The organism is Acinetobacter sp. YH16053 (genome assembly GCF_013417035.1).
Classification (GTDB): domain Bacteria; phylum Pseudomonadota; class Gammaproteobacteria; order Pseudomonadales; family Moraxellaceae; genus Acinetobacter; species Acinetobacter towneri.
The window spans coordinates 15,051-27,738 of sequence record NZ_VPEP01000001.1 but is presented as its reverse complement, the minus strand read 5'-3'; the positions used below and the strand labels follow the sequence as shown (position 1 = coordinate 27,738).

At 40.8% G+C, this 12,688-nt stretch carries 15 protein-coding genes; 6 read left to right on the top strand and 9 right to left on the bottom strand.

The genetic code is table 11. The annotated features are described in order from the left end of the window. Positions 1-61 precede the first annotated feature (61 nt). Positions 62-1,024, top strand: coding sequence for a protease SohB (gene sohB, locus FTV43_RS00130; RefSeq protein WP_004971667.1), 963 nt, complete (start codon positions 62-64; stop codon positions 1,022-1,024). 172 nt (positions 1,025-1,196) lie between these two features. Further along, positions 1,197-1,823: a cytochrome b/b6 domain-containing protein gene (locus tag FTV43_RS00125; RefSeq protein WP_179994604.1), complete on the top strand. Its 627-nt coding sequence runs from the start codon at positions 1,197-1,199 to the stop codon at positions 1,821-1,823. A gap of 30 nt (positions 1,824-1,853) precedes the next feature. Here the strand turns inward: FTV43_RS00125 and FTV43_RS00120 are convergent, their stop codons facing one another. From FTV43_RS00120 to FTV43_RS00100, 5 genes are all read right to left on the bottom strand, one after another. After that, the gene (locus FTV43_RS00120; protein ID WP_179994603.1) at positions 1,854-2,474 is read right to left on the bottom strand and encodes a DUF2238 domain-containing protein; all 621 of its coding nucleotides are present in this window, start codon (positions 2,472-2,474) and stop codon (positions 1,854-1,856) included. A gap of 91 nt (positions 2,475-2,565) precedes the next feature. Continuing rightward, the gene (gene purB, locus FTV43_RS00115; protein WP_004971661.1) at positions 2,566-3,954 is read right to left on the bottom strand and encodes an adenylosuccinate lyase; all 1,389 of its coding nucleotides are present in this window, start codon (positions 3,952-3,954) and stop codon (positions 2,566-2,568) included. Positions 3,955-4,009: 55 nt separating this feature from the next. Further along, complete coding sequence (gene hflD, locus FTV43_RS00110; protein ID WP_004971659.1) at positions 4,010-4,741, bottom strand: high frequency lysogenization protein HflD; 732 nt, start codon at positions 4,739-4,741, stop codon at positions 4,010-4,012. Between the two features lie 12 nt (positions 4,742-4,753). Then, entirely contained in the window at positions 4,754-5,887 is a 1,134-nt protein-coding gene (gene mnmA, locus FTV43_RS00105; protein WP_096901081.1) for a tRNA 2-thiouridine(34) synthase MnmA, read from the bottom strand. A 4-nt stretch (positions 5,888-5,891) separates the two neighbouring features. Continuing rightward, complete coding sequence (locus FTV43_RS00100) at positions 5,892-6,377, bottom strand: NUDIX hydrolase (RefSeq protein ID WP_096901080.1); 486 nt, start codon at positions 6,375-6,377, stop codon at positions 5,892-5,894. A gap of 133 nt (positions 6,378-6,510) precedes the next feature. Here FTV43_RS00100 and FTV43_RS00095 point away from each other — a divergent pair, with 133 nt between their 5' ends. Then, positions 6,511-6,717, top strand: coding sequence for a DNA-binding protein (locus FTV43_RS00095; protein WP_104851773.1), 207 nt, complete (start codon positions 6,511-6,513; stop codon positions 6,715-6,717). A gap of 42 nt (positions 6,718-6,759) precedes the next feature. Here the strand turns inward: FTV43_RS00095 and FTV43_RS00090 are convergent, their stop codons facing one another. The 4 genes from FTV43_RS00090 to FTV43_RS00075 form a co-directional block, all read right to left on the bottom strand. Next, on the bottom strand, positions 6,760-7,290 hold the full coding sequence (locus FTV43_RS00090; RefSeq protein ID WP_004971648.1) for a gamma carbonic anhydrase family protein: 531 nt from the start codon (positions 7,288-7,290) through the stop codon (positions 6,760-6,762). Between the two features lie 106 nt (positions 7,291-7,396). After that, a complete protein-coding gene (gene dacC / locus FTV43_RS00085; RefSeq protein WP_004971646.1) occupies positions 7,397-8,545 on the bottom strand; it encodes a D-alanyl-D-alanine carboxypeptidase PBP5/6 in 1,149 nt (382 codons plus the stop codon). Positions 8,546-8,662: 117 nt separating this feature from the next. Next, complete coding sequence (locus tag FTV43_RS00080) at positions 8,663-9,055, bottom strand: MCR_0457 family protein (protein WP_004971644.1); 393 nt, start codon at positions 9,053-9,055, stop codon at positions 8,663-8,665. A gap of 317 nt (positions 9,056-9,372) precedes the next feature. Next, positions 9,373-9,744: an MCR_0457 family protein gene (locus FTV43_RS00075; protein WP_026438310.1), complete on the bottom strand. Its 372-nt coding sequence runs from the start codon at positions 9,742-9,744 to the stop codon at positions 9,373-9,375. 211 nt (positions 9,745-9,955) lie between these two features. Here FTV43_RS00075 and surE point away from each other — a divergent pair, with 211 nt between their 5' ends. The 3 genes from surE (at position 9,956) to FTV43_RS00060 (ending at position 12,681) form a co-directional block, all read left to right on the top strand. Continuing rightward, positions 9,956-10,732, top strand: a complete 777-nt coding sequence (surE, locus tag FTV43_RS00070; RefSeq protein WP_096901077.1) for a 5'/3'-nucleotidase SurE — start codon at positions 9,956-9,958, stop codon at positions 10,730-10,732. A gap of 106 nt (positions 10,733-10,838) precedes the next feature. After that, positions 10,839-11,657: a peptidoglycan DD-metalloendopeptidase family protein gene (locus FTV43_RS00065; RefSeq protein ID WP_104851774.1), complete on the top strand. Its 819-nt coding sequence runs from the start codon at positions 10,839-10,841 to the stop codon at positions 11,655-11,657. A 94-nt stretch (positions 11,658-11,751) separates the two neighbouring features. Next, positions 11,752-12,681 carry a LysR family transcriptional regulator gene (locus FTV43_RS00060; protein ID WP_104851775.1) on the top strand — a complete coding sequence of 310 codons (930 nt, stop codon included), beginning with the start codon at positions 11,752-11,754 and terminating at the stop codon, positions 12,679-12,681. Positions 12,682-12,688 lie beyond the last annotated feature (7 nt).

The window sequence follows — 12,688 nt, the reverse complement described above, 5'->3', positions numbered from 1 at the left end:
AAAAGTCGAAATTGACCTAATGTAGTCCTAATAAACCGAATTAAATTGAGAACTCATTTTTATGTTATTTCATTTACCTAAACTACCTGCCGAAATTCGGATTAGTCATTTGAATGCGCGAATTAATGAACAACGAAAAAAAATTGCGCAAACCACAGCATCTAAACTCGAGTTATTACAACTTTCACAACAAATGGCACGTGAAGCACGCGCCCGTAAAAAGAACAATCAAAAAATTTATGTGTTGGATTTCAAAGGTGATACTGCCGCATCTGCTGTAGAGCAATTGCGTGAAGAGATCACCCTAATTTTGGCAACGGCTAAAGCTGGACGTGACCGTGTTGTGGTACGTTTGGAAAGTCCAGGCGGTATGGTGCATGGTTATGGGCTTGCTGCTGCACAATTGGTACGCTTGCGTGATGCAGGTTTCCATCTCACGATTTGCGTCGATAAAGTCGCGGCAAGTGGTGGCTATATGATGGCATGTATTGGTTCAGAAATTGTGTCAGCGCCATTTGCCATTTTGGGTTCTATTGGAGTAGTGGCACAAGTACCGAACTTTAATCGCTTGCTCAAAGAAAAAAATATAGATTTTGAGATGTACACAGCAGGTCAATACAAGCGCACTGTGACCATGTTTGGTGAAAATACCGAAGAAGGCAAGGCTAAGTTTGAAGAGGAATTGCAACAAACTCACGTACTATTTAAGCACTTTGTCGAAAAATACCGTCCACAACTGAATGTTGAAAAAGTGGCGACAGGTGAGCATTGGTATGGTCAGGATGCACTGGATTTAAACTTGGTAGACAAGCTACAAACCTCAGATGAATACTTACTGAGCTTATTGCCACAGCATGATATTTATGTGATTCAAACTCGTAAAAAGCCAACTTTGGGTGAAAAACTGGGTTTGCAAGCTGCACAAATGGCAGACAGCCTGATTCCTGCGGTGATGAATAAACTGGTTGATAGTCTAAGCAAAGCCAACAGCAGTTTGCTACAAATTCGTGATCCTAAACTGTAATAGAGATTATCTAACTTCTAAAATTTATCTAAAAATTGCGCTCAATTGAGCGCAATTTTTTTATTCACTTTTATTCAAAAATATAGGGTCTTTGATTTAAGCATCTTAATTTTCAATTCAGCTTGATGTTATATCTTTGTGATAAGAACAAAACTACCTTGATAGGTTGAATATGCAAACAAATATTGTGCCCGCGAAGCAATCAACATCTACAGATTTAATGATTCGTTTTTTGCATGTGGTGATGCTGCTAAGTTTTACAGGGGCTTATTTAACAGGTGATGCGGAAGAATGGCATCAGTTACATATGGCTTTTGGCTATACGTTGGGGATTAGTTTAGCTTTACGAATTGTATGGCAGGTGTTGAGTATGTTGAACAGCACACAGCCGACAGGAATTTCTAAACGTTTAGGCATGATTCAACAATTTGTAAAACGCTATTGGAAACAGCCACAGCAGTTTTTTTCATTGCAGTTTTTAAAGTCAGGCAGTTCCAGTGCGTTTCAATTCAGTATTTTGTTGATTTGGCTGGCTTTGCCTTTAACCGTGTTGGCTGGGTTTTTCACCGATTATACCCAAAGTCATACCTTAAAAGAGGTGCATGAATTTGCTGCAAATTTATTCTTAGCTGCAGTGCTGATGCATTTAGCAAGCTTAACTTTAAGCAGCGTATTGTTTAAAAAATGGCTTGCCAAAACCATGTTTTGGGGTTCGGGTAAACCTGCAGTATTAACGATATTGATCTGGATGATTTCAGTCGCAAGTTTAGCTGGCTTCTGGTGGTGGTATTGGCAATAAATTTGGATTTAGTACGAAAGAGGCATCCTGTTAGGGTTTCTTGATCAAGTAGAAGCATCCCATCAGCATTGCTCCTATCGTTGCTAAAAGCATATCCATGTGTGCATCCCAAATATCACCTTGCTGACCATTATAATTTTCAGCATCTTCTGGCGATAAGCCAAGCGCAATGAGCCATTCCACCCATTCATAAATTAAACTGCTTGCCATGATAAATTGAATGACCAAAAGATATAAAACGATAGGTTTGTTTTTTGGAAACCAGACTTCAAACAAGCGCAATAAAACAGGATAGAGCAAAATACCATAAGCCAAATGCACAAAACGGTCATACATATTGCGTGACCAACCCATGCTCTGATCTAAATTGAAGCCAAAGCTGTGCAAAATCCAATCATTATAGGGCACATAAGAATACAGATAATGTGCTCCGACAATATGAATCAGTAAAAATATTAAATACAGCACAAAGCTAGAAAAACTCAGTCCTACTTTTTTAAACGCAATCAATAAAGCCGCGAGCATAAAAACTGTGCCTGCCTGATGCAGTAGATACGATTCAAATTCCAGTGGTTGAATACTGGCAGCAAGCATGGCGAGTATGACCAAGCCTAAAGCACAGTAATGTTGAATGCGGAATTGATTTTCCATGTGATGTTTAAGTTGGAAGATTTGTTTTATTCTAATAAAAATGCGAAGCCGAAGCTTCGCATTTTTGTATTGTGATGAATGCTTTTACAAATTAGATTTTAGCAATTAAATCTTGAATTTGTTTTGCTTGTTCAGCTGCATTACCTGTGTAAGTTGCGGGCGTCATTGTCGCTAAACGTGCGCGATCTGCTGCAGGAACGCCTTCCAACTCATTACCATTCACGAAATCTAGCATCATGTCACGTGTCATAGCTTGACCACGTGTAAGAGCTTTTAATTTTTCGTATGGTTTTTCGATGTTGTAACGACGCATCACAGTTTGAATTGGCTCAGCCAATACTTCTTGAGCATTGTCTAAATCTTCAAGAATACGTTGTGCGTTCAATTCAAGTTTGCCAATACCTTTAGAGCAAGCTTCAAATGCGATCAAGCTTTGTGCAAAACCAACACCCATATTACGCAATACAGTCGAGTCAGTTAAGTCACGTTGCCAGCGAGAGATTGGTAATTTTTCGCCTAAGTGAGCCAAGACTGCATTGGCGATACCCAAGTTACCTTCAGAGTTTTCAAAGTCAATTGGGTTTACTTTGTGCGGCATGGTTGAAGAACCAACTTCACCTTCTTTCAGTTTTTGCTTGAAGAAACCAAGTGAGATGTAGCCCCAAACGTCACGGTTGAAGTCGATTAGAATGGTGTTGAAACGACGTAGCGCATCAAACAATTCTGCCATATAGTCGTGTGGCTCAATTTGAGTCGTGTATGGGTTAAAGCTTAAACCTAAAGATTCTACAAATGCTTGAGAATGTGCAGGCCAGTTGATTTCTGGGTATGCAGAAAGGTGAGCGTTGTAGTTACCTACTGCACCATTGATTTTGCCCAAAAGCTCAACTTGCTTGAACTGTTTGATTTGACGTGCAAGACGATATGCCACGTTTGCCATTTCTTTACCCAAAGTTGTTGGGCTTGCAGTTTGACCGTGAGTACGTGACAACATTGGTTGATCTGCGTGTTTTTCTGCCAATGCAACAATCGAATCAATGATTTGCTGCATCGCTGCAACCAATACTTCACGACCATTTTTAAGCATTAAAGCATGTGACAAGTTGTTGATGTCTTCTGAAGTACAAGCAAAGTGAATGAACTCACCTGCATTTTTTAACTCATCAATGTTGGCAATTTTTTCTTTTAAGAAATATTCAACTGCTTTTACGTCATGGTTGGTGGTGCGTTCAATTTCTTTAATGCGGTTGGCATCATCTTCAGAGAAATCTGCAACAATTGCATCTAATGCAGCATTCGTTGCAGCACTGAAAGCAGGTACTTCGGTAATTTCAGGACGATTGGCAAGCGCTTGTAACCAACGCACTTCAACAGTCACACGAGCATGGATTAAACCAAACTCAGAGAGGAAAGGGCGGAGAGCATCACATTTGCTTGCATAGCGCCCATCTAATGGAGAAAGTGCGGTTAAAGCGTTCATATCGATTCCTTAAACTTTGGAATTAAACCTAAAACAAAAGCGTGTTCAGCATGGTTTAAACCACCTGATACTGTAAACGCGCCAGATCTTGAATATCACGTAATAATTTACGTTTGCTAAATACCATGCCCCATGAACTGCCACCAAGTTGACGCCAAAGGTGTGCCATTTGTAAGCCTGTAAAAAGCGAAGCTCGAATTCGGTTGGTATGTGCAGAATCCTTAAATGCTTCTGCATTGCCACGTACCATAATGCGCGGGTTAATTTGTCCCGCAGTATCGACATAGGTTTGGGCTAAATTGGCAATAATACTGGGATGCAAATAGTTATGATCAAAAAATGAAAGTTGTTTTAAGATTTTTTGCTGTGACTGCTCAATAATTTCGACGTATTTAGGATTGCTATACACTTTCTTTTCTAATTGTAAGAGTGCCATCGCATACGACATGGGTAGTTTGGTATTGGATAGTTTAGGTAAACGCGATTTAGGAGCAGTATTAAAAGGTTGGTTGATGCTGCTTTCTAGCGTTTTTAAACCCAAAGAAATATCGGCCAAATGATTAAAAAAATCCAAAGTTTGCGAACTGTGATTGCTACTTGGACGGATATTTAAACTGGCTTTAATTAATTGCTCAAAATAAAAGTTACCGCTTTCACCAATACTTTGTCTGCCTGTGAGTGCAGTCATGTGCGTGAGCTGGGTGGCTTGAAACACACCCGCTAACGCCAAGGCACGATTTTGGCGAACATTCAGAGTTGGTGACTGTTGAAACGGTAACTCTGTCATCCAAAACAATCCTTAAATAAAATCGGGTTTAGGTGCATTGGTATGGTGAATCACACCACCGCCTAAACACATTTCGCCTGAATAGAATACGACACTTTGACCAGGAGTGACTGCACGTTGTGGTTCATCAAATTCCACACGTACACCGCCAGGCATGCTGTCATCATTGAAAATTACACAGTCCTGATCATCTTGGCGATAGCGAGTGCGACAAGTACAACGGAAGCCTGACGCTGGAATTTCTTGTTCACCTGCCACCCAATCAATTGCTTCGCTCCATAAAATAGTGCTTTGCATGAGTGGATGTTCATGACCTTGACCAATCACTAAACGATTGTTTTCAATATCTTTATGCAGGACAAACCATGCACCTTCAGCAACACCTTTTAAGCCGCCAATACCAATCCCGCCACGCTGACCGAGCGTATAGTACATTAAGCCGTGATGTTCACCAACCTCTTTGCCATCGTCTAAAACAATTTTTCCAGCTTGAGCAGGCAAATATTGTTTTAAGAAATCATTAAAGCGACGTTCACCAATAAAGCAAATCCCTGTCGAGTCTTTTTTCTTGGCAGTGACTAAATCTAGTTCTTCGGCAATTTTTCGGACTTGCGGCTTTTCAATTTCGCCCACAGGGAACAAGGTTTTATTGATTTCACGACCATGCACTGCATGTAAGAAATAGGTTTGATCTTTATTTTTATCTAAACCACGTAACAGTGGAGCGTATGCTTCACCTTTGGAGTTGTACTGCGTTCCACCACGACGAGCGTAGTGACCTGTGGCGATAAAATCTGCGCCTAAATTCATGGCGTGATCTAAAAAGGCACGGAACTTAATTTCTTTATTGCATAAAATATCTGGGTTTGGCGTGCGTCCTGCGGCATATTCGGCAAGAAAATGCTCAAAAACCCGATCCCAATATTCCATCGCAAAGTTGGCTGTATGCAACTTAATGCCTAGCTTGTCGCACACCGCTTGCGCATCGGCAAGATCTTCCATCGCGGTGCAATATTCAGTGCCGTCATCTTCTTCCCAGTTTTTCATGAAAAGCCCTTCAACCTGATAACCTTGTTGAAGTAGAAGTGCAGCAGAAACAGATGAATCTACACCACCTGACATACCGACGATGACACGTTGTTGCATAGGATTAGGCATCCAAACTAGAAATAAGGGGAGAATTTTGGTGCTCGTAAATGAGCGATAAAGGATAAGATTGACCACTGAGCGCATCTTGAACCGCTTTCAGTACCAACGGACTTCGGGCACGTGCTGATTCAGCCAGTTCGTCTGCAGACATCCATACTGTACCAATAATATCGGGATCGAGCTGGGCTTGCGCATCATGTTGCAGCGATTCGGCTAGAAAGCAGAAGCGATAATAGGTGCGGTCAGGAAACATAGGCGGAGTATAGCTATAAATACCGAGTAAGGCATTAATTTTCACCCGATGCCCAGTTTCTTCCATGGTTTCACGTATTGCTGCTTCAATTAAGCTTTCGCCAGCTTCAACATGCCCTGCAGGCTGATTAAACACGCTATGCGTCACACCTTCTGTATGTTCTTCAACAAACAGGAATTTTCCGTTTTTTTCGATAACGGTGGCGACAGTAACGTGAGCAGTCCAAGCGGTCATTGAAAAGCACCATGGGGTAAAACGCATATTCTACAAAATTTAGGGGGATGTGGCTATGTTGAAAGGGGATTTCTTTAAAACTGTAAATGTAGGTTTGTGTAGTTGTGGGAAGATGTGAGGGGTACTTTGTTCTTTGATTCATTTGGTGATGCTGGATGTGATCTCATTTGCGCTAGGTGTTGTTGCCAAAGTCAAAGCTATTGCACAAATAGAAAAAGAGGCAGATATTGACCGTAAAGCTTTGTATAAAACTCTAAGTCAAGATTCAGCCTCTCGATTTGATAAGATTAATCATGTCATTCATACACTGAGTTTAAAATTAACGGTGCAGAACGTGTAATCCCTCAAATTACAACAATCAAAAAGAACTTTGAGGGGGGGATTATTGATAATTCCCCGCCACTTTTACATAGTGCCGTGCAGAATAAGGCAAAAACTCTTTTTCCTTGTCGGTTAAAGGACGAACTTTTTGCACAGGGCTACCCACGTACAAATAGCCACTTTCCAAACGCTTACGCGGTGGCACTAAAGACCCTGCGCCAATCATTACATCATCTTCAATAATGACATCATCCAAAACAATTGTGTTGATGCCCAATAACACCCGATTGCCAATGGTGCAGCCGTGTAAGGTCACACCATGTCCAACTGTGACATCTTCGCCAATAATCAGCGGTGAACCTTCAGGTTTGTCGGCTTTTTTATGGCTAACATGCAGCATGGCATGATCTTGCACATTGGAATTTTGACCAATCCGAATATGGTTAACATCACCACGAATCACGGCAAATGGCCAAACCGATACATTTGCGGCCAAATGCACATCACCAATCACCACCGACAATTCATCTACATAACAGCTTGCGTCAATTTTTGGGGTTTGCTCTAAATAAGCACGCACATTTTTTTTCATGATGGACAAATCTTTAGCTTATAAATTTAGGATTGAGGACAGTATAAAATAAAAAAGCACACATGCGGGCATGTGTGCTTTGCGCTTTAGTCTAAGCTTATGAATCTTAGAATAAGTTGCTAAAGAATTGTTTGATATGGTCTAGCATACGTGCAAAGAAACCCGCTTCTTCCACTTCCTGCAACGCCACCAATGGTTTTTCAGCAATCACTTTACCATCTAAGGTTGCGACATATTTACCAATCACTTGACCTTTTTTCAAAGGAGCAGTCAATTTAGGTTGAACCACCAATTGAGTTTTAATTTGGTTGGCTTTGCCTTTTGGCATGGTCACGTTAAAGTTTTCTGGCAAACCAATTTGTGCTTCTTTGCTTTTACCGTACCATACTTTTGCTTTAGCTAAGACTTGGTTGGCAGGCTGTACACGTACAGTTTCGTAGTTTGCATAACCCCAAGCTAACAATTCACGAGTTTGAGTTGCACGAGCTTGCATGGTTGGCGCACCAAAAATCACCGAAATTAAACGCATTGGGCCACGTTTAGATGAAGTGGTTAAGCAGTAACCCGCTTCGTTGGTATGACCTGTTTTTAAACCATCCACGCTTGGGTCGGTATATAACAGGGCATTACGGTTGCCTTGTTTAATTCCATTAAAAGAAAACTCTTTTTCAGAATAAATTGGGTAGTATTTTGAGCTGTCATGGATGATGTGCTGCGCTAAAGTCGCCATATCTTTTGCGGTAGAAAAGTGACCTTCAGCAGGCATACCCGTAGAGTTCATAAACTGGGTATTGCTCATGCCAATACGTTTGGCTTCTTCATTCATCATGTGAACGAATGTGCCTTCATTACCTGCAATGTGCTCTGCCATGGCTTTAGATGCATCGTTGCCCGATTGCACGATAATTCCGCGTAGCATTTCAAGTACGGTTGCTGTGCCATTTAAAGGAACATACATACATGATTCTGTGCTGCTGCCACGACACCATGCAGACTCATTCATGCGGACTTGTTCATCTTCCGTGAGTTCGCCTTTTAATAACTTTTGTTCAATGATGAAACTAGTCATCATTTTGGTCATTGAGGCAGGGGCGAGTTTTTCGTTTTCATTTTTTGAAGCTAAAATTTGTCCCGTCTCATAATCCATCAAAACGTATGATTTGTTATTGAGTTCTGGTGGTGTAGCTAAGACAGTTGCTGCATAAGAAAAGCTTGGTAATAGTAATAATGCAGCAAGGGCGCTTTTTGGGGTCATTCTAAGAGGTTCCAATACTTGAGGTATGCACAAAAGAGCTAGCATTTTAGGGCAAAGCTCAGCCGACTTCTATGGGAGAAATCGGCTTATTGATAAAAGTATTGTAACCAAATTGTATTATCTGCTATATGCTGTCAATTCTTGGCAAATTGCTTGGTTTTTGGCTGTTCCAGCAGCTTTGGCATCGGCACGGGCTTCTTTTAAAATTGGCTGGAAGCTTTTTTGTTTGCTGAGTTTACTTAAGGCAGTAACAGCGTCTTTTTCTTTAGGCATATATTCTTGGGCAAGTTTTGTATAACCCTGATGAAATTGATCTTGTTCTTTGACTAGTGAAGGGCAAACTTCAGATAACACATAAATAGCGGCTAATTCTTGCTGAGTCACTTGTTGTAATGGCGTCACTTCAATATTTTCTTCTTGCGCAATTGCGGCTTGACTTAAACCCAAACTGAGCGCAACTGCGCCAAAAAAATGAACTGCACGTGAATTTTTTAAGCCAGAAAATTGCATATCAAGTACCTTAAATATTGTTTGAACTGAATCTACCGATTCATTTAAGTGCTTATAAGATGAATCATTTATTTGCGAATTGAAAGAGTGAAAATGTATTAAAGCTGTGTGATCTGAGCGCAAATCATGTATAAAAAGTGAAGATTAAAGTCTGAAATTTGAAAATCAGTGGCTTGATATAAAGCGTAAAATAATAGTGGAAAAATACCAGATATAAAAACTAAGCATAAAATTTAAGGCAAACTTTGAAAGTTTGCCTTAAAGGGTGAGTATGCAAAATTATTTACAGGCTCAAAATAGTATTTAAATCATGTGATTTAAAGTGCTAATTCTAAAGCTTCCTGACACACTACTTTTTGCTCTTCTTTGGCTGTATCTTTTGCTGCTTCACGCGCTTCAGCTAAAACGGATTGATATTCTGCGTCGGCTTGTAGTTTGGCAAGCGTCATGTTCGATTCTGAATAATCTTGTAGATAAGTTTGAATCAGTGCTTGAATATTGGCATCTAATTTTGCATTTTTTCCAATCAGTGCAGGGCACATTTCAGTCATGACTTGTGCCGCTGCAACATCTTCTTTCACAATCGTATTGGCTTCTGCTGCAGTCAAATCTTCTGCAATTACAGACTGCGTTAATACAGCAGCAAAACCTAGACCCAATAAACGACGAAATGACAAAGCTAAAATCATGAGAATCACATATATTTTTGGATGGATGTTAAGCGCTAAATATATATAATCTTTTGTATATTTCAATGAAATGTGCTGATCAGTCATTTTGTTGTCGTGTGCTTATTAAATGTGCTTAGGCATGAATCAGGCACAAACAAGTTTAAGATTGAACCGACGTTGCTATATTTTAGTATATAACCTTTATATTTGTTTTATCTGAGATTTTTCTGTGAATATTTTGATAGCCAATGATGATGGCGTGTTTGCACCTGGTATCCAAGCTTTGGCGAAAGCCTTAAAACCTTTGGGTCGCGTGGTGATTGTTGCACCCGAAAGTGAACGCAGTGGTTTTTCGAGTGCGCTGACTTTAGACCGACCATTACGTCCTGTGCAAATTGCTGAAGATGTCTGGGCAGTGAATGGTACACCTGCAGACTGTGTCTATTTGTCGATGAATGGATTGTTCGATTTCGAATTTGATTTGGTGGTCAGCGGCATTAACAGCGGTGCAAATCTAGGGGATGATGTACTGTACTCAGGCACAGTCGGTGCGGCATTTGAAGGACGTTTGATGAAACAGCCTGCGATTGCGGTATCACTTGCAGGGCATAATGTACGTGCTTATCAGCATCCGCAAGATTATATGCAGGCAGCGCAGTGGGTACATGACTTTATTGCTCAAGGTTTACCAAGTTTACCTGCACGACATATTTTTAATGTGAATATTCCAGATGTGCCAGTGTTGCAGGGCACAAAAATTACCTATCAAGGACAGCGTACCCAATCTAAGCCAATTACTAGTCAGGTCGATCCACGAGGGCGTCAAGTGTATTGGATTGGTTTGTCGGGCGAGGCAGTGGCTGCACCGAAAAAAGGCTTAACTGAAATTGAGTCTGATTTTTTTGCGGTAGCAAATGGCTATGTCAGCGTGACACCAATTCAGATGGATGCCACCAATTATGACGTTTTGCAATCATTGCACAGTCAATTTTCCCAAATTGGCTAACTAATGTTATAACTTTGTGAAAAAGTAGCTTGTAAGCCTCATTACAAGGACTTTTTTGCTACTCTTAGCGCAATAGAAAATATTTAGAATTTGTAGAGAGGAAAGAATGCCTGTGGTGTTTCAGTATCGTTTATTTAGCACACCAACAGCATTGTTGAAAACCTTAGTGTTATCAAGTGCTGTTGTGGCTACCGTCGTGTTGAGTGGTTGTGCCTCTAAACCTCAAGTGAATAATTCTGCACGTTATGCAACAGCGCCGAATTTTTATACTGTACGTTCAGGTGATACTTTAAGTGGTATCGCTGCACGTTATGGTTTGAGCTATCTCAGCATTGCAGAAATGAATGATATTGCACCGCCGTATCGTATTTATGTCGGGCAGTCGATTCGTTTGAAAGCGGGCAATGCACCACGTACAACAAGCACTCGCCCTGTAACGCAGGCTGCACCAATTCAACGTCAAACAGTCACTTTACCAACGACACCTGCACCGGTAACATCGACTACAACCACGACCACTAGCTCAACAACACCAAGTACACCGGTGCGTAGCAGCACATTGCGCTGGGTGAAACCATCTCAAGGTGCTGTGATTGCACAGTTTAATTTGGCAAGTAATATCAAAGGAATTCGTTACGGTGGCAATGTAGGTGACCCAATTTATGCCGCAGCAGATGGGCAGGTGGTTTATGCTGCAGATGGCTTAAAAGAATATGGAAACTTGATTTTAATCAAGCACATTGATGGTTATATCACCGCCTATGCACATAACAGTAAGATGAATGTGAGCAGTGGTCAAAACGTAACAGCGGGTCAAAAAATTGCAGAAATGGGCTCTTCGGGTGCTACACGTACCATGTTGGAGTTTCAGGTACGCCTAGATGGTAAGCCAATCAATCCGACTAATGTTTTACCAATAAATTAAATTTTGCAAATACAAAACATAAATTTCACCGTATAATACAATAGGTTGCTTTTATCGAAAGATAAGAGCACCTGTATAATTTCAGAGGGAATTTATGTTAGATCAACTTCGAGCAATGGGTGTATTTGCTTGTGTTGTTGAAAAAAGCTCGTTTAGCGGTGCAGCGCGTGATCTAGGGATCACCACAAGTGCCGTCAGTCAACAAATCCGTTCATTAGAACAAGAAATGGAAGTCACACTTCTGCATCGTTCTACTAGAAAACTGAGTTTGACTGAAGCAGGACAAGCTTTTTTCCACAGCTGTCAAGAAATGCTCGCCGCTGCTGAGCGCGGAAAAATCCGCATTAATGAATTAAGAGATGATCTGGTCGGTGATTTACGAATTGCCACCACTCCTGAGTTAGGTGCGAATCATGTGATTCCTGCTCTTTCACATTGGATGTCGGCCCATCGTGGTTTATCTATCCATCTAGAAACCGACAATCAATACATTGACCTGATTGATGGTCGCATTGATATTGCGCTGCGTATGAGTCCAAAAATTGAAGATCAAAACCAGCATGTGATTCCAATTGCCCATATTGACCAAGTTTTAGTCGCATCACCTAGTTATTTAAATCAAACCGCGCCCATTTCACGTCCTGAAGATTTAAAACATCACGAGTTAATTCCATTAACCATTATGAAGAATTTTCAGCAACTCAATTTTAAGCATATCAGCACTGCTGAAAATGTGGATGTAGAGTTGGGCTCGCGTCTATCGACCAATAATGTGTTGGTGTCTAAATCTTTGTGTATGCAAGGGCATGGGCTTGCGCGAATTTTGCATTTGGATATTCAAAAAGATTTGCTTAATGGCAGTTTGGTTGAAATTTTGCCTGAGTGGAAATTACCCGCATTTACCTTGTATGCAATCATTTCCAAACATGAGCAACAACCGATGAAAGTACATCGTTGTTTGGAAGCCTTAAAACAATATTTTTCTCAATTGCCGGGTGGGCGAGTGTTTCAAGAAGCATCTTAATTGAATG

What these genes read in the sequence shown, in the direction of transcription:
- purB (WP_004971661.1), bottom strand. Translation starts at nt 3,954, where the DNA reads ATGAACGCTTTAACCGCACTTTCTCCATTAGATGGGCGCTATGCAAGC.
- sohB (WP_004971667.1), top strand. Translation starts at nt 62, where the DNA reads ATGTTATTTCATTTACCTAAACTACCTGCCGAAATTCGGATTAGTCAT.
- FTV43_RS00060 (WP_104851775.1), top strand. Translation starts at nt 11,752, where the DNA reads ATGTTAGATCAACTTCGAGCAATGGGTGTATTTGCTTGTGTTGTTGAA.
- hflD (WP_004971659.1), bottom strand. Translation starts at nt 4,741, where the DNA reads ATGACAGAGTTACCGTTTCAACAGTCACCAACTCTGAATGTTCGCCAA.
- FTV43_RS00065 (WP_104851774.1), top strand. Translation starts at nt 10,839, where the DNA reads ATGCCTGTGGTGTTTCAGTATCGTTTATTTAGCACACCAACAGCATTG.
- FTV43_RS00125 (WP_179994604.1), top strand. Translation starts at nt 1,197, where the DNA reads ATGCAAACAAATATTGTGCCCGCGAAGCAATCAACATCTACAGATTTA.
- mnmA (WP_096901081.1), bottom strand. Translation starts at nt 5,887, where the DNA reads ATGCAACAACGTGTCATCGTCGGTATGTCAGGTGGTGTAGATTCATCT.
- FTV43_RS00120 (WP_179994603.1), bottom strand. Translation starts at nt 2,474, where the DNA reads ATGGAAAATCAATTCCGCATTCAACATTACTGTGCTTTAGGCTTGGTC.
- FTV43_RS00090 (WP_004971648.1), bottom strand. Translation starts at nt 7,290, where the DNA reads ATGAAAAAAAATGTGCGTGCTTATTTAGAGCAAACCCCAAAAATTGAC.
- dacC (WP_004971646.1), bottom strand. Translation starts at nt 8,545, where the DNA reads ATGACCCCAAAAAGCGCCCTTGCTGCATTATTACTATTACCAAGCTTT.
- FTV43_RS00075 (WP_026438310.1), bottom strand. Translation starts at nt 9,744, where the DNA reads ATGATTTTAGCTTTGTCATTTCGTCGTTTATTGGGTCTAGGTTTTGCT.
- FTV43_RS00100 (WP_096901080.1), bottom strand. Translation starts at nt 6,377, where the DNA reads ATGACCGCTTGGACTGCTCACGTTACTGTCGCCACCGTTATCGAAAAA.
- FTV43_RS00080 (WP_004971644.1), bottom strand. Translation starts at nt 9,055, where the DNA reads ATGCAATTTTCTGGCTTAAAAAATTCACGTGCAGTTCATTTTTTTGGC.